At 54.5% G+C, this 15,203-nt stretch carries 16 protein-coding genes; 7 read left to right on the top strand and 9 right to left on the bottom strand.

The annotated features are described in order from the left end of the window. Positions 1-252: 252 nt before the first annotated feature. Both JWF83_RS15975 and JWF83_RS15970 read right to left on the bottom strand, forming a co-directional pair. Complete coding sequence (locus JWF83_RS15975; protein ID WP_413651347.1) at positions 253-510, bottom strand: biofilm/acid-resistance regulator YmgB/AriR; 258 nt, start codon at positions 508-510, stop codon at positions 253-255. Between the two features lie 354 nt (positions 511-864). After that, complete coding sequence (locus tag JWF83_RS15970; protein WP_413651346.1) at positions 865-1,200, bottom strand: hypothetical protein; 336 nt, start codon at positions 1,198-1,200, stop codon at positions 865-867. 211 nt (positions 1,201-1,411) lie between these two features. On the opposite strand from JWF83_RS15970, the gene JWF83_RS15965 reads away from it, so the two are divergent. Continuing rightward, positions 1,412-1,591: a hypothetical protein gene (locus JWF83_RS15965; protein WP_413651344.1), complete on the top strand. Its 180-nt coding sequence runs from the start codon at positions 1,412-1,414 to the stop codon at positions 1,589-1,591. 8 nt (positions 1,592-1,599) lie between these two features. Here JWF83_RS15965 and JWF83_RS15960 read toward each other — a convergent pair whose 3' ends face one another. From JWF83_RS15960 to JWF83_RS15950, 3 genes are all read right to left on the bottom strand, one after another. Beyond that, positions 1,600-1,923 (bottom strand): hypothetical protein, encoded by a 324-nt coding sequence (locus tag JWF83_RS15960; RefSeq protein ID WP_413651343.1) that lies wholly within the window; start codon positions 1,921-1,923, stop codon positions 1,600-1,602. A gap of 220 nt (positions 1,924-2,143) precedes the next feature. Beyond that, positions 2,144-3,838, bottom strand: a complete 1,695-nt coding sequence (gene dld, locus JWF83_RS15955) for a D-lactate dehydrogenase (RefSeq protein WP_413651341.1) — start codon at positions 3,836-3,838, stop codon at positions 2,144-2,146. Positions 3,839-4,236: 398 nt separating this feature from the next. Next, on the bottom strand, positions 4,237-4,449 hold the full coding sequence (locus JWF83_RS15950) for a KTSC domain-containing protein (RefSeq protein WP_413651339.1): 213 nt from the start codon (positions 4,447-4,449) through the stop codon (positions 4,237-4,239). 310 nt (positions 4,450-4,759) lie between these two features. On the opposite strand from JWF83_RS15950, the gene JWF83_RS15945 reads away from it, so the two are divergent. After that, a complete protein-coding gene (locus JWF83_RS15945) occupies positions 4,760-5,173 on the top strand; it encodes a GNAT family N-acetyltransferase (RefSeq protein WP_413651337.1) in 414 nt (137 codons plus the stop codon). Between the two features lie 29 nt (positions 5,174-5,202). Here the strand turns inward: JWF83_RS15945 and JWF83_RS15940 are convergent, their stop codons facing one another. Both JWF83_RS15940 and ldcA read right to left on the bottom strand, forming a co-directional pair. Continuing rightward, complete coding sequence (locus JWF83_RS15940; protein WP_413651502.1) at positions 5,203-5,865, bottom strand: MBL fold metallo-hydrolase; 663 nt, start codon at positions 5,863-5,865, stop codon at positions 5,203-5,205. A 25-nt stretch (positions 5,866-5,890) separates the two neighbouring features. Further along, entirely contained in the window at positions 5,891-6,814 is a 924-nt protein-coding gene (gene ldcA / locus JWF83_RS15935; protein ID WP_413651335.1) for a muramoyltetrapeptide carboxypeptidase, read from the bottom strand. Positions 6,815-7,103: 289 nt separating this feature from the next. On the opposite strand from ldcA, the gene emtA reads away from it, so the two are divergent. Both emtA and JWF83_RS15925 read left to right on the top strand, forming a co-directional pair. Then, positions 7,104-7,730, top strand: a complete 627-nt coding sequence (emtA, locus tag JWF83_RS15930) for a membrane-bound lytic murein transglycosylase EmtA (protein ID WP_413651333.1) — start codon at positions 7,104-7,106, stop codon at positions 7,728-7,730. Positions 7,731-8,009: 279 nt separating this feature from the next. Next, the gene (locus JWF83_RS15925) at positions 8,010-10,427 is read left to right on the top strand and encodes a TonB-dependent receptor domain-containing protein (protein WP_413651332.1); all 2,418 of its coding nucleotides are present in this window, start codon (positions 8,010-8,012) and stop codon (positions 10,425-10,427) included. Positions 10,428-10,475: 48 nt separating this feature from the next. Here the strand turns inward: JWF83_RS15925 and JWF83_RS15920 are convergent, their stop codons facing one another. After that, entirely contained in the window at positions 10,476-10,781 is a 306-nt protein-coding gene (locus tag JWF83_RS15920) for a SelT/SelW/SelH family protein (protein WP_413651330.1), read from the bottom strand. Positions 10,782-10,965: 184 nt separating this feature from the next. Here JWF83_RS15920 and iolE point away from each other — a divergent pair, with 184 nt between their 5' ends. Genes iolE through JWF83_RS15905 form a run of 3 tightly spaced genes read left to right on the top strand, consistent with a single transcriptional unit; the run spans position 10,966 to position 14,116 of the window. Continuing rightward, a complete protein-coding gene (gene iolE / locus JWF83_RS15915) occupies positions 10,966-11,883 on the top strand; it encodes a myo-inosose-2 dehydratase (protein ID WP_413651328.1) in 918 nt (305 codons plus the stop codon). Next, positions 11,883-13,070 (top strand): Gfo/Idh/MocA family protein, encoded by a 1,188-nt coding sequence (locus tag JWF83_RS15910; protein WP_413651327.1) that lies wholly within the window; start codon positions 11,883-11,885, stop codon positions 13,068-13,070. The genes iolE and JWF83_RS15910 overlap by 1 nt, the downstream gene beginning before the upstream one ends. Before the next feature lie 14 nt (positions 13,071-13,084). Then, the gene (locus JWF83_RS15905) at positions 13,085-14,116 is read left to right on the top strand and encodes a Gfo/Idh/MocA family protein (RefSeq protein ID WP_413651326.1); all 1,032 of its coding nucleotides are present in this window, start codon (positions 13,085-13,087) and stop codon (positions 14,114-14,116) included. 52 nt (positions 14,117-14,168) lie between these two features. Here the strand turns inward: JWF83_RS15905 and JWF83_RS15900 are convergent, their stop codons facing one another. Then, the gene (locus tag JWF83_RS15900) at positions 14,169-15,182 is read right to left on the bottom strand and encodes a Gfo/Idh/MocA family oxidoreductase (protein WP_413651325.1); all 1,014 of its coding nucleotides are present in this window, start codon (positions 15,180-15,182) and stop codon (positions 14,169-14,171) included. Positions 15,183-15,203 lie beyond the last annotated feature (21 nt).

Here is a 15,203-nt window from a genome sequence, read left to right as displayed (position 1 = left end):
CACACCTCCGTCGGGACTCACTCCCGTTGAGCATGTTGCACCAGAGCGCGCCAACAGCTCGGTTTTTCCCGCCATCACCCATACCGGTAATTGCGGACATGAAATTCATATTCCCCCTAAAACGGACGAATAGCGGTTGCCAGAGTAAGGGCCGGAAGGTCGCGCAGCGGGTGTGCAGGGGAGTCATTAGCCACGGCCGGTGGCTAATGATCGGCGTAAATCGCGGTCTGTCGCCGGCGCTACGGCCATGTTTCAGGAGATAATATCGTCAGGCGTGCGCTGCACTACTGCTTCTAAAGCCTGACGATAGATATCCAGTTTAACCTCATCGGTTTCGCTCTCCAGCTTCTCCAGCAACTTCAGAATAATCGCTTTATTGTTTACGAATTGCTGGCTGGCCGAAAGTTCCCCCACAACTGCCGTGATAACATCCGCCCCATTTTTCATCAGCTCATGCTGCTGCGTGAAGTACTCGGCGATGTTCGATGCGGTGGTGGTCATATTGTGCATGTGTAGAGCCTCTGAAATATTGTTTTGGGCAACAGGGTTCCGATTCCACTGCGAAGCGCAGGGCAGATCCACAAGTTTAAAGCAGCGGTAAAACAGCCTGAGCAGGCATTAATTCATGACATCTCAATAAAAGATGAGAACAGTAAAGTTTGTCAGAAGGTGAATTGGTAATGCGCAATGAACTTATACAGTAAAACCAATTATGTACAATTTTTACTTGATCATTTTGTGCTACTGCGCGGCGGCATGTCTCGGGCAGCCATGCGCAGCGCTAAGGCGGGGCGCAACAGAAGGCGTTAAAGCAGCGTTTGTTATCGGGATCACTGCGCAGCAGACGGCTAACGATGGGCTTGATCAATGACATATATAGGTCACCATCTGGTTTTTCGGTGAGTCGATCAGACAGAAACTGTTATCCGACAGACGCTGGGCGAGATAGCCTTCACGGGTAACCGCTGAGGGCAAATATAAACGCCGATCGGCGGTTTGCAGCGGGCCGCTGTGAATACTCTTATCTGCAGTCGTGACGGTAAATGAGTCAAAGCGGTCAATAACCAGCGCCTGGGTCTGTCCCAGCGGCTGCCCTGATAAGCTTTGTACCTTTCCGACACACTCTCTGCCCTGATAATCTGCGGAGCAAGCTGTCAGCGCCAGGGTTCCGACGACAAGGGTTATCTGCAACAGCTTCATGATCTCTTCCTTTAACGCAAAACAACATCAGAATATATACCCTCTCATGTATAGCGTAGCGGATAAATCTTGCCACACCAGATCCCGATGTTATTTCGCCGCAGAACGGTAAAAACGAGTAAAGATTGGCGCGGATAAATGATGACGAACAGCAGCCGGAAACGGTATGCTGGCAGGGTTCTGTGCCGGGTGTTTTATAGGGAGCGACCGCATGAAAGAAGAAGAAGCAAGTTTGATGATAATCCGTAATGCCGTGGCGTCATTACCAGAAGATCAACAGCAGCGGGTGACCGGCTGCATCAGTGCTATTCGTGATGTGATGGGGCAGTACGACCCTGAAGATGCCGGTATTGCCCTGATGTTGATTGCAGCGGAAGTGGCGGCAGAGTAACGTCAGATTTAGCCCACCACCGGACATCTGGCCGCCTTGAGTGCCTCCAGCTGATCCAGCCTTTCCTGAGCTTTGCTTGTTGCGCGGTATTTGGCAATACCATTGCCGATACCAAGATCACCGACAAATCCCAGAACGGTTAACACATCGAATGAGCCGGTGTGGGCTATTTTCTGCTGAACGTTATGTGAGGCGGCAATCTCGCGTTCAATCGCCGGACAATCCAGTGAACTGGTCTCTACCGCACTGACTTTCACCGATTCCGGATACTGCTTTAAAGCGCAACCAGAAAGTAACAGCGCGATCAGCGCCACCTCTATTTTATGATTCATTTCTCTCACCGATGCCTCGTTTTGTCGACTTTGTCAGGTTATCGGTCGCCCTGTATCTGACTTTAATTGTATTATCCGTTGTTGCCATCTGTGTATCAGTTTGCCTGGCTGTTACCGCTTTCAGAGTAATCTGCCATCGCCTGCGGTAACCTGGATGAAATACCGGGGCCGGCTACCCGCCGCTGACGGCGGGTAGCCGGCTTACTGCCAGGCAACCCCGTTACTGCCAGAATTTCTTCTTACTGGTTTTACCAATCCCCGGATTACAGCTATTAGTCGGGTCAAGATGGCGCATATGCTGTTCATATTCGGCGGAAGCATGGTACAGATGACCGACATTATGCTCGGCCGGGTAGCGCGCCCCGCGCTGGTCGAGATACTCCAGTACCTGATGTTTAAATGCCTGCGCATCCACTCCCGGTTTCAGAATATAGTCCTGATGATTAACAAAGCAGAAGAAATGGCCGCAGCATGACTCTTCCTGCACCTGTGCTTGCAGATGCGGCGGCAGATCAATGCGCCATTGGCTGTCATTGCGGCGCAGTGCGACATCAAAGGCGATCAGCCGTTCGTCAGTGTTAATACCGTAATAGTCACAGTAGGAGATGGTGCAGCCGCCGACGCCAAAACGTACCAGAAAGGCATCCTTCTCCTCGCGCGGGTCGCAGCGGAAAAACGCCCCGGACCGGGTAGCGAAAAAGTGGGTCAACAGCTGCTGAAGTTGTGCGGCATGGGGGGCTTCAGCTTTAATCATCAGGTGATGTTCGTAACGATGGCGATAGTCGAGAATGCGTTTGGCCACTAATTTCGGCGTCAGATTATTCGCCAGCTGTAGCAGCTTATCGACAAAATTCAGCGGCAGGATACGCATCCTTTTCACCCGCAGATCCCATTTTGCCTTACCGGCCATTAATGACGGCAATGCTTCCGGACCCAGTCGTTTAATCGCCCAGTACATATGCTTGGCATAGGTGACGGTGAGATCGAAAGCGTTGCGGTGGATATACTCCGCCTGCAGTGGCAGCTCGTGAAGATGCTCCAGCAGATAGCGACGCAACGCCACCAGTTCACTCTCCTGGTTGGTACCGATATAAAAAGTCGCGGTGGTATCGCTGGCATCAAAGGTGGAGAGTCGTACGGCAAATACCGCTATCTTCCCGGCGCTGCCGGAACTGTCATGCAGGTACTGCGGATTACCGTTATAACGGGTGGGGGTGTTCGCGCTGACGTCACGCAGAACCGCGGCATAATCATCCGCCCAGATTTTCCCCTGCCAGTCGGCGGCCCCGCCGGTGACGTACTGTTGCTGCTCCAGCCGGCTAATCATCTCTTCCGGCGTATCCCCCAGTTCGACACCTAAATGGTTAACCAGTGACAGGCTGCCATCATGGTTAATTTGTGCGAACAGTGATTTTTCGGTAAATGCCGGACCACGACGAATTAACGAACCACCGGAGTTATTACACACGCCCCCCACTACCGAAGCGCCGATACAGGATGCACCAATCACCGAGTGTGGCTCTTTATGGTGTGGCCTGAGCGCATTTTCCAGTTCGGTCAGGGTGCTGCCGGCGAAGGCGATCACTTGCTGTGCATTATCGATTACCTGTACGCCTTTAATTCGCCGGGTGCTGACAATCACCACCTCACGGTCATAATCGTTGCCGTCCGGGGTTGATCCGCCGGTTACGCCGGTATTGGCGGCCTGCATTAAAATGATTTTGTCGCAGGCGACACAGGCCTGTAGCACCTGCCAGAGTTGCAGCAGCGTTTGCGGGATCGCCACTGCCAGCGCCTGTCCTTTACCGACACGAAAACCTTTTGTGTAATATGCCTTGTCGTCCTCACGGGTCAGCACCTGGTCACTTGCCAGTATGCGACGCAACTGCAGAACTATTTCTGAATCCTTCGCCATCAAAAACTGCTCCTGAAGTCATCAATGCCATTTTATCTATGCCGCCGGGGCAGAAGTGGGCCATCACTCCTGGCGCCGGGCAGAGAAGTCACGCTCGATAACGTGAAACATTGTGACCATTGCAGCAACAGAAAAATGTCATTTCGGTGCGAAAAGCTTTCTTCAGGCGCTTTTACCAACAGTTAAGCCTGCGGAAAAGCAAACGGCAGAATAAATAATATTGTCAGTAAGCTAGTTAAATGACGGTCAGAGAAGTCGTCAGCCGCGGCGTGCAGAGCAGAGCAGAAGAGAAGGGTAGCGGAGAGGCCTGGCGACGCTTTCCGCTACCGGAGGCGGGCAAAGATTATCACGCTGCTTTACCCGTCCGCGTCAGCAGCCATCGGTCGGTTATATGCTGATCAGGCAACCTTCCTGAACGGATACTGATTTTTAATATTTTCATCAAAATATTGTCCTTTTGACCGTGCCGCCATCAGTAAATGGAAAACCGTCAGCGGGACCTGTTGATAACGATAGACTTCTCGCTGCTGGAATTCTATTTCCAACAGCTTATTATCCATATCGTAGCCAACAGTATGAATTTTAGATGAATTAACATTACGCCGTTTCATACATTTTCCTCCTTGTAATTTGCCATGCTTTGATCCTGTGACCTTGCGCGGCTCAATGTCTTAACACCGATCAATTTTTGCTCATTAATTCTAGCTTATTTTTCGCTTTTAGGAATTTCCTGAGATATTTTTTGCTTATGATCTGATTTTTAGTAAAATATTGAATAAATTCAATATGAAAGCATTGGCGGCAAGAGATGAGAATGATGTCTTTTATTTTGTTGTTTACCGCCTCGCTATTTCGCTGCAACGCGTGATAGCGTAGTGATTAATAATCAGAGCGGTTTTCCCTGACGTTATGGAGTATTAAATGGAACTGATCATTACTGCCACGCCGACGCATCAGGATCTGGATGAAGTAAAAGCGGGGCTGATGGCGTTTAATGCGCAATATATTGATATCAATGAAGTGAAATCGCTGGCGGTATTTGTCAGTGATAATCAGGGTAAAAAGCTGGCGGGTTTAACCGGTTCTACCACCGGAAATTGGCTACGAATCGATATGCTGTGGGTCAGTGAGGCGTTGCGCGCCCAGGGGGTGGGTAGCCAGTTAATCCGGGCGGCGGAACAGGAAGCGCGCGACCGTGGTTGTATCTATGCGCAGGTGGATACTGCCAGTTTTCAGGCGCGTCCCTTCTATGAAAAACTGGGCTATCAGCTACGTTTCTCGCTGGATAATTATCCGCGTGAGCATCAGCGTCACTATCTGACGAAATCCCTGTAGCGTTCATTAGCGCCACACTACCGCCGCTATCAGTAAATCACTGCTTCACGCATATCCAGCGGCGAATACTGCGCCTGGTCAATGGCCGCCTGCCACTGGCGGCCGTTAACTTCCTGCCATGAAAGGTGACCACGGGTGGTACTCATTAACACCACATCCGGGCGCAGGGTGCGATAGTGCGCCAGGGTACGCTGTAAATCACCGCTGTTGCTGTCCGCAACGGTGACGGTGATCCAGCGGCCTTTATCCTGGGTTAGCGTATCGCCGACAAAAAGGTAGCTTTTGCCATACGGCGAATGATAGAAAAAACTACAGCTACCGGGGGTATGGCCGGGTGAGGGGAGGATATGGAAATCCCCAAAGTGGCTCTCAAGGCTATTAAAGGTGGCATCCGGTTCGAGGATCCGGCTCACCGGTCCGAGCGCCCGGCTATGGCAATAGAGCGCGCTATTAAAACGCTGCTGAATCGCCACCGCGCCGGGAGCGGCATCGTGCCAGTGGGTAAGATAGTGACGCATCACTCCCCCCAGGTCGACCAGCGCCTGTTGATCGGCCGGATGTTCTACCCGCGAGATCAGCAGGTTACCGCGCGGATGCTTCAGCAAAAAACCATGCATCATCAGTTCAGGCTGGTCTTCAGCCGCGGGAAATTCAGGGGTGGAGATCCAGAGATCCTCGTACAGCGGCTTCATCATCATTTTCCTGATGCGTAAAAAATTATTTGAGCGTCGGGTGTCCCTTGATACTCAGCTGACTACGGCCCTGAGTGACCTGTAATCTGGCCTGTGCCCCGATGGGCAGGGTGACGGTGTCCTGATCATGGCCAAATGCCAGATCGGTAATCACCGGCACACCGGTCAGTTCGCGGATCCGCTGCCAGACGCAGGAAAAATCGAAACCATTATCGTAATCGGTCAGCGCCGCGCCGGTAAAACTACCGGTGATAATCGCACGCTGGCGGGCCAGAATCCCGGACTGATGCAGTTGCAGCAGCATGCGTTCAGTGCGGAACGGATGCTCATTGACATCTTCAATCACCAGAATACCGTCATCGACGGCTGGCAACCATGGCGTTCCCACCAGTGATGCAATCATCGCCAGATTGCCGCCCCACAGCGTACCGCTGACTTGCGCATCTGCGGCCATTGTCTGCCATGTTACGCTGAATTCAGACTGAGTGATTGCCCGCCAGAAATGTTCGGCAGTAAAATCAGACAATTGCTCAGCGCCAAAATTACCGCACAGCATCGGGCCACTAAAGGTTATCAGGCCGCTTTGCGACAGCAGCGCCAGCTGCAGGGCGGTGAAATCACTGTGACCACAGATCGCCAGCGGCTTTCCGGCCAGTTGCTGCAGCGCCGGATAATCGATCTGGTCGAGTAACCGGCTGGCGCCGTAGCCGCCACGTACCGCCAGCACGATATCCGGCAGCGGGTGCAGACTGGCGAGCGCATTAATATCGTGCAGCCGCTCACTGTCGCTACCGGCGAAGCGCTGGTAACGGCGCGAAATAACCGTCTGATTTTCCACGCGATGCCCGGCAGCCGACAGCCGCTCAATACCGCGTTGGGCGGCAGCCTGGTTATGGCAATAACCTGATGGCGCAACCAGATGAAAAAGTCGGGAAGTTGCAGACCTCATGCTCAGTTATCTCCCTCTAAGCGGTCAATGACGACCAACGGTTTGAATACATACGCCATAGCAGAGCGTTTTTCGATCAACGATGTGTGATCGGTGTCGGTTTTTTAGTCAATGAATTTTGAATCATTTCCCTATCCATGGTGTCCTAACCAACTGATGATGACGAAAAGTTGACATGAAGTCACCTCCGGGCCGGAATTTAGCGGTAATTCAGATAAACGGCAATTTTTAACTTTAGGCCAGTCAGTATGATTGAGCGCGAACAAGTGGCTGCGAGGAAAAGAATAGCGTGAAAACCCGATCGCTGATGTTATGTGTGCTGTTACTGGCGGGATGCGCCAGTAAACCGCCGAAACAAGCACCACCCGAGCGCCAAACGCCATTAACTCAGGCGCCGCCGCAAAAAATCTCTCAGGCCTGGTCAATGTTCACCGAGGATGCCGCCAGCCACTATGGTGTTGATGAACGACTGATTAATGCCATTATTAGCGTCGAGTCCGGTGGCAATCCAACGGCAGTGAGCCGTTCGAATGCCATTGGTTTAATGCAAATCAAAGCCTCTACCGCCGGTCGCGAAGTCTGGCGCGCCCGCGGACAGCACGGCCAGCCGAGCGGTTCGGAACTGCGCGACCCGGCGCGTAATATTGATATCGGCACCGCCTATTTACGTATCCTGCAGTCACAGGAACTGGCCGGTATTCGTGATCCGGAAACCTTACGCTATGCCACAATCGTCTCTTACGCCAATGGTTCCGGGGCTTTGCTGCGTACCTTTTCACGCAACCGCGACCGGGCGATTGCCATGATCAATCAGATGACGCCGCAGGAGTTTTACCAGCATGTACAGGCAAAACATCCGGCAGCCCAGGCGCCACGCTATTTGTGGAAAGTGACCAGCGCTTACCGCACCATCTAATCTGACGCCCGCTCCCGCCGGCGGCATACCCGCTGCCAGCGCCATCTTCTCTCTGCCGAATTTCTCCATCATTCCGGGTGTTTTACCGTTTTGTGTAAAGGATGTTTATCACGCTTATAAATGTATTGATAATCATTATCATTTGGATATGATAGCGCTCATAAAAACAGATCGTCAGGGTTAACTTTCTGCACCATCGCGCAGAAGGCGCATTTTATTTGTCTTTTTTCCAGGGAAGCAGTCGCTGAGCAGATACCAATAATTAAGCAGGGTATTGCTATGCGCACATTTTCACCGCACCAGATGCTGATAAAAACATCGTTATTAACCGGGGTATTTTTGACGGCCACCTTTAACGTCAATATCGCCCGCGCTGACGAAAAAACCACTAATACGACGTCCGATCAACAAAACGTCAGCAACAGTAATAAAAAACCCGTCTTGAAAATTTCCACCCAGCGGCAGAGTGAAACGGTGATGACCGTTACCGCACGGGAACCGGAAAAAGAGGCCGGCAGCAAGGTTAGCTACAGTGCGGCAGAGCTGCAGAAGAAAGGCGCCAGTGATTTCGGTTCGGTGATGCGTTATGAGACGCTGGTCAGCGCCACCGGCGTCCAGGGTGGGTCATCGGCAGGTAAAAGCGGCTTCGATCGCAGTGGCTATACCGGTTTTAATATTCGCGGCCTGGAAAGCAACCGCGTGGGTATCGATGTTGACGGTATTCCGCAGCCAGACGCAACCGGCCGCAGCTATGTCAGCCGTGCCGGTCTGAATACTTTCGGTATCGGCAGGGATTATCTCGACCCCTATATGTATGGTCAGGTGGAGATTGAATCCGGCGCCACTGCGACTTCACGTGCGAATACCGCGATTGGCGGGGCCGTGTCGTTTCTGCCGAAATCTGCGGATGATTACCTTTCTCCGACCAAATCCACTTACTTTGGTTACCAGAGCGACTACGACTCTTCCAACCGTAGCTGGCATCAGGGAATTACCACCGCGGCTGGCGATGAGATCCTGCGCGGCGTGCTGGTCTACAGCCGGCGCGATGGTCAGCAAACCCGCAATAACAGCGGGACGGTCGCGGCGTACCCGGCTAACTGGCACTCCAATGCGTTGCAGGGTTCCGCTATCTGGCAGCCAAACGATGCGCATAAACTGACCACTACGCTGGATTATTACGATAAAACTAACCACAGCCATTATGACAGCTGGGATACCGCCGGCAGTGCGGTGCTGGGTACTGCAGAGCAACAGAGTAATACCCGTCGCTGGGGCCTCAGCCTGAAGGATGAGTGGACGCCGTATAACGACTTGATCGACAGCCTGCTGACCAAAGTGTTTTATCAGCAAACCCAGGCGCACGATAATACCTGGATGCCGGCCGACAGCAGCAGCATGAAGCGCGTCTACTCTGATTACGATGTCGACACTTACGGTTTCGAAGCGCAACTGGCGAAAACCCTTGGCCGTCACCAGTTGACGGGTGGGGTCAATGCCCGCCTCAGCGATACCGCGCGCCCCTTCCGCCAGGAACCGGTGCAGAGTATCTACAGCACCATTATGCAACCGGAAGCGGACAGCCGCAGCTATACGCTGGGCGCTTTTATGCAGGATAAAATCCAGTTTGATCTGAACGGGCACGGTTTTGCTGTGGTGCCGGGGGTGCGCGTCGCGCATCAGAGTACCCGGGCAGAAAACCTTAGCAGCCTGACCAGCGGCAGCAGCGTGCTGACTGAATCGGCGCTGGAGACGTTGTATGGCGACAGCAATACCGATACTGAGGTGCTGCCATCCATCAGCTTTAATTACGATCTGACGCCAAAACTGATGACATATATTCAGTATAAGCGTGGCGCGCAATTCCCAAATGCCAGTCAGCTGTATGGTTCATGGAACCTTGGCTCCAGTTATGCCGGTAGCCAGCAGTATGCGCTGATTGGTAATACCGATTTGAAAACCGAGACCAGCAATAACCTTGAGTGGGGAATGAAGGGAGAGGTGACCGACGGTCTGACGGTACGTACCGCTCTGTTCTATAACACCTACAAAAACTTTATTGCTTATACCCGTTATACCCGCTCCGGCAACCCGGAACGATTCACCAATGTGCCATCAAATATTTACACCACCTATCAGGCGGAGAATCGCGATAAGGCGTTTATCTATGGCGGGGAAGTCAGCGCCCGCCTCAACTTCGGCAGCTGGTTCGCCCGGGCGGAGGGTTTCAGCGCCGGGCTGGCGCTGGGCTATAGCAAAGGTGAGTCTAAGTCGGAATACTCCGGTGACAAATATGTTGATCTCGACAGTGTCGCACCGATGAAAGCGGTGGTCGGGCTGGCCTGGGATGCCCCGGCGAAGCAATATGGCACCGCGCTAACCGCGACCTTCGTCAAAGGTAAACAATCTACCGAAACCAATCGCGAAAGCTACAGTAACAGCGGCAGCGCGCTGACCGATGCCAGTAGCGAATATCTGCGCGTGCCGGGCTATGGCCTGCTGGATATGACCGCTTACTGGCAGGCAACCAAAAACGTCAGGCTGAGCGGTGGGCTGTATAATATCACCGACCGCAAATACCGGGACTACCTGAGCAGCCGCGAGCTGACGGACTCCACCAATCAGGATGCTAACGATCAGGCGCTGGCGGTTATGCCGGGCCGTACCTTCCAGTTAGGGGTCAATGTCGACTTCTGATTGCCGCAGGTCCATGTCTAAGCCGCGCACTGCGCGGCTTTTTTTTGCTTAAGCCTCGCCATCGCTGGCGGGGCTTTTTTTCTCGTTATGTCCAAGATCGCGATCCGGAAAACACTGCGCCCGCAGGCGCCTTTTAATCTCCGCCGCATCCGGGAAACCCCCCATACTTTTGCGGTCCCAGATTAACCGATCGTCGACGGTAATCTGATAAATCCCGCCGCTGGCCGGGATCAGCGTGACCTGGGCCAGATCGGTACTGAAGGTGTTCAGCAGCTCTTGCGCCATCCAGGCCGCACGCAGTAGCCAGTTGCACTGGGAACAGTAGGTAATAGTCACGACGGGAAGGGTTTTCATGGCGCAGTATCCTGAATAAAAAGTGCGGTAATAGCCGATAGCGTCAGTTTGCCTGAACCCGCCGGCCTGATCAGCATTTTCCGGTGAAGCCGGCTATTGATGGTTTTCCATCATTAAAGCGATACCGAAGTTCGCAGGCTGCTGATTATAGTTGTCGCCAACATCACCAGTCAGGAGCAATCAGATGGCGGCAACAGGCGTAAAACTCGGGGTGAGCCCATTGTGCTGGACCAACGACGTATTGGTGGATCTCGGCGACGATATTCCGCTGCAGACCTGCCTGCAGCAGGCGGCAGCGGCCGGGTATCAGGGGATTGAGCTGGGGCGCAAATTTCCACGCAGCGCGGCTGAACTGGCGCCTTTGCTATCTGCGGTCGGCCTGCAGCTGGCCTCGGGCTGGCACAGCGGTTTTCTCGCCGATCGCAGCGTGGATGAGGAGGTCGCAGCGGTACGCGATCACGCTAATTTACTGCGTCAGTTGGGCGCCAACGTGCTGGTGTATGGCGAATGCGGTCAGATGCCGGGCAGCTCACCGCTGGATGAACCGATATCGCGTTCCCCGGCACTGAGCAGTATCGATCTTGCACACTATGCCGCCAGGGTGAATGCCTTTGCCGATGTACTGCTGCGTGATTATGGCCTGCAGATCGCCTATCACCATCATTTGATGATGCTGGTAGAGCATGACGATGAACTGGAGGCCTTTATGCAGCACACCAGCCATCACGTCGGTCTGGTGCTGGATAGCGGCCACGGCTATGCCGCTGGCGTGGATTATGCCCGGGTGCTGGAGAAATATGGTCAGCGCATTGTGCATATCCATCTGAAGGATGTACGCCCGGCGATCCTGAAACGTGTCTATGACGAAGACCTGAGTTTCAACGAGGCGGTGCGCGCCGGAATATTTACCGTGCCGGGCGAGGGCTGCATTGATTACGCGCCGATCATTGCCTTTGTGCAGCACAGCGGCTATCAGGGCTGGCTGATTGTTGAAGCGGAGCAGGATCCACGCCACGCCCCGCCACTTGCGACCGCGACCCGCGCCGCACACTGGGTCTGCCAGCAGTTCCGTTTGCCGCAGCGGGCTAAGGAGACGGCATAATGCGTAATACACTGAATATTGGTCTGATTGGTTCAGGCTTTATGGGGCAGGCCCATGCTGATGCTTACCGGCGGGCGGCAATGATCTATCCCGACCTGCCAAAACGTCCGCTACTGTATGCGCTGGCCGATCAGGATCAGCCAATGGCGGAAAGTTCGGCAGCGCGTTTTGGCGCGCAGAAAGCCTATGGCGACTGGCGTGAGCTGGTCAACGACAGTGAAGTGGATGTGGTGGATATTACCGCGCCGAATCATCTGCATTTTGAGATGGCGATTGCCGCCATTGCTGCCGGTAAGCACGTTTACTGCGAGAAGCCGCTGGCGGTGACCGCGCGGCAGGCGCAGGAGATGACTGACGCCGCACGTCGTGCCGGAGTGAAAACCATGGTGGCGTTTAACAATATCAAAACTCCCGCCGCGCTGCTGGCGAAGCAAATCATTGAACGCGGTGATATCGGTACGCCAATACGTTTTCGTGGCACCTTCGATCAGGGCTTCTACAATGATCCGACCCTGCCATGGTCATGGCGCTGTTCGAAAACCCTCGGCGGCAGCGGTTCACTTGGCGATCTCGGCGCGCATACGTTGTCAGTCGCACAGTTTTTGCTGGGGGGGATCCGTGAGGTCGCCGCCAGCGCCCAGACCTATTTGCGTCAGCGCCCGCTGCCGCAGGTGGATGCCGGTTACGCCAGCCGTATCGATGCGAATGCGGAGATGCGCGCGGTGGAAAATGACGACCAGGTGCAGTGTCTGGTTAACTTCGACAGCGGTGCTGCGGGGGTGATTGAAGCTTCGCGTATCGCCGCCGGGCGTATCTTTGGCGTTTTCTGGGAAGTTTCCGGTACGGAAGGCACCCTGTATATGAACGGTGAGCGTTTTAACGAGTTGCAGGTGTATCGCTTCAACGACGATAAACACGACCGTGGTTTTAAAACGCTCTACGCCGGTAGCCAGATTCCGGCCTACTCCGGCTTCTTCGGCTTCGATTTTGGCGGCGGCGGGTTGGGCTATTTTGATGTCAAAGTGATTGAAGTTCATGACCTGGTACAGGGCATTTGCAGCGACCACGATTGCTACCCAAACTTCGCTTTTGGCCTGCAAAATCAGCTGATTCTCACCGCCATTGAACAATCAATGGTATCACACAGCTGGACCCGGGTTGCCAGCGGCGACTCATTTTTATCCTGACGACAGGAGAGACTATGTTTCCTTCCTCATTACCGGTACCACGGCGCCCGGTGGCCGGCAGCATTCCGCTATTACGCTGGGGTATTATTGGTCCCGGCTGGATTGCCGCGCATTTTGCCAACGCGCTGCGTGAGCATACTTCGCAGCAACTGCTGGCGGTTGCCGCGCGCAGCCAGCAGAAAGCCGACGCTTTTGCCGCCAGGTGGGGGGCTTCCCATGCGTTTAGCAGTGTCGACGAGATGCTGGCGCTGGCCGATCTTGATGCGGTATATATTGCCACGCCGCATAACCACCACTATCCGGACGGCCTGAAAGCGCTGAGCGCCGGTAAACATACGCTGATTGAAAAACCGCTGGCGCTGAATGCGCGTGAAGGCGCCGGGCTGCAGGCGCGCGCCCGACAGCAGGGCGTATTGTGTATGGAAGCCATGTGGTGCGATTTTACGCCGAAATATGATGTGCTGGGCCAGTTGCTGGCAGATGGCGCGCTGGGTGATTTACACACCCTGATTGCCGATCACGGCGAGTTTTTTACCGCCGATCACCGTATTTTTAATGCGGATCTGGCGGGGGGGCCGATGCTCGATCTCGGCAGCTATCTGATCGGACTAAGTATGAAAATTGGCGGTGCCGCAAAGACCATTATCGCCAGCGGTCAGCCTGCCCCCGCTGGGGTTAACGGGCAGGCTTCGATGTTGCTGACCCATGATAACGGTATGCACTCGCTGTTAAACACCACCTTGTTCAGCAATACGCCGGGTACGGCGGTGATCGCCGGGCGCGACGCCACTCTGCTGCTGGATGGACAATTTTACGCCCCTGGCGCCTTTACGTTGACCGCAAGTCAGGGGGGTAAGACGTTGCGCTGGGAAGAACCGACAAATCGTTATGCGCAACTGAGCCACGAAGCTGAGCATTTCGCCTGGTGCGTTGGGCAGGGCATAACCGATTCGCCGATCCGTTCGCTGGATACATCGTTACAGACCCTGGCCGTGATGGATGAAGCCCGTCGTCAGATGGGGATTGTGTTTAACGAAGAGCGGTGATTGTGGTTTTTTTTTGATCAACCACCTCTGGCGGGGTGGTTTTTTTATGACATTACAGCAGGACCGCTTCCACCTGATAAAAACGCCGCTCTGCCAGTGACAGTACGGCGGCTTCGGCAATCGCCTGTGCCTGCAGGCCATCGATTAATCCCGGCAGCCCCGACACTGGCTCGCCGTTGAGCTGGCGTACAAAGGCATCCAGATGCTGATAGTAAGTCTGTTTCACCCGATTAAACCAGTCCGGCCACAGTCCCGGACGCGTCACACTGGATCCCTGCCACAGGCTGGCCCCCGGCGGGCACTGGCTGGCGGACTCCGCCATACCGCCCGCGCCCACCACGCTGATGCGCTCGTCGTAACCGTAACCGGTACGCCGGGTATTATCCAGCTGCGCCAGCGCACCGCTGTTCATCTGCATAATCAGTACCGACGTATCAACATCGCCAAATGTGGCGATTTCCGGCAGTGCCAGCGCAGCGCCCAGCGCGCCAATGGTGTTGACTTCATCTTCCGTCAGCCAGCGCAGCAGATCGAAAAAGTGAATCGCCTGGTCGCGCATCTGTCCGCCGGAGGATTGCAGATAGCTGACGGGGGGCATTGCCGAAGAGCGGCACACCATCTGAATCAGTTCCGCGCGGCCAATGGCGCCCTGTTGCAGATGCTGCTTCAGTTGCTGATGGCTGGCGTCAAAACGCCGGTTAAAGCCAACGGTAACCGGCAGATTAAACCGCAGCACTTTTTCCACCACCCGTTTCGCCCGCTCAAGCGACAGGTCGATGGGTTTCTCGCAATAGATCGCTTTCCCGGCCCGTGCGGCGGCCTCCAGCAGTTCTGCATGGGTCGGCGTGGCGCTGGCGATCAATACTGCATCAATGGCATCGCTGTTAAGCGCCTGCGCGACCGTTGCCACCTGCGCGCCAAAGCGGTCGGCGACGGCTTGCGCGCGCGCAGTATCAGGATCGGCGACCAGGGCCAGCTCGACCAGAGGGTGTGCGGCGAGGTTTTGTGCATGAACCTGACCAATAAAACCGCTGCCCAGCAGGGCAAATCGTTGCTTCGTTGCCATTTTTTGACTCCGGAAAGGGAA

Origin of the sequence: Pantoea sp. B65 (genome assembly GCF_047308185.1) — a bacterium.
Taxonomy (GTDB): Bacteria; Pseudomonadota; Gammaproteobacteria; order Enterobacterales; family Enterobacteriaceae; genus Erwinia.
The sequence above is the reverse complement of the archived record's forward strand: the minus strand, read 5'-3'. Positions and strand labels throughout refer to the sequence as shown.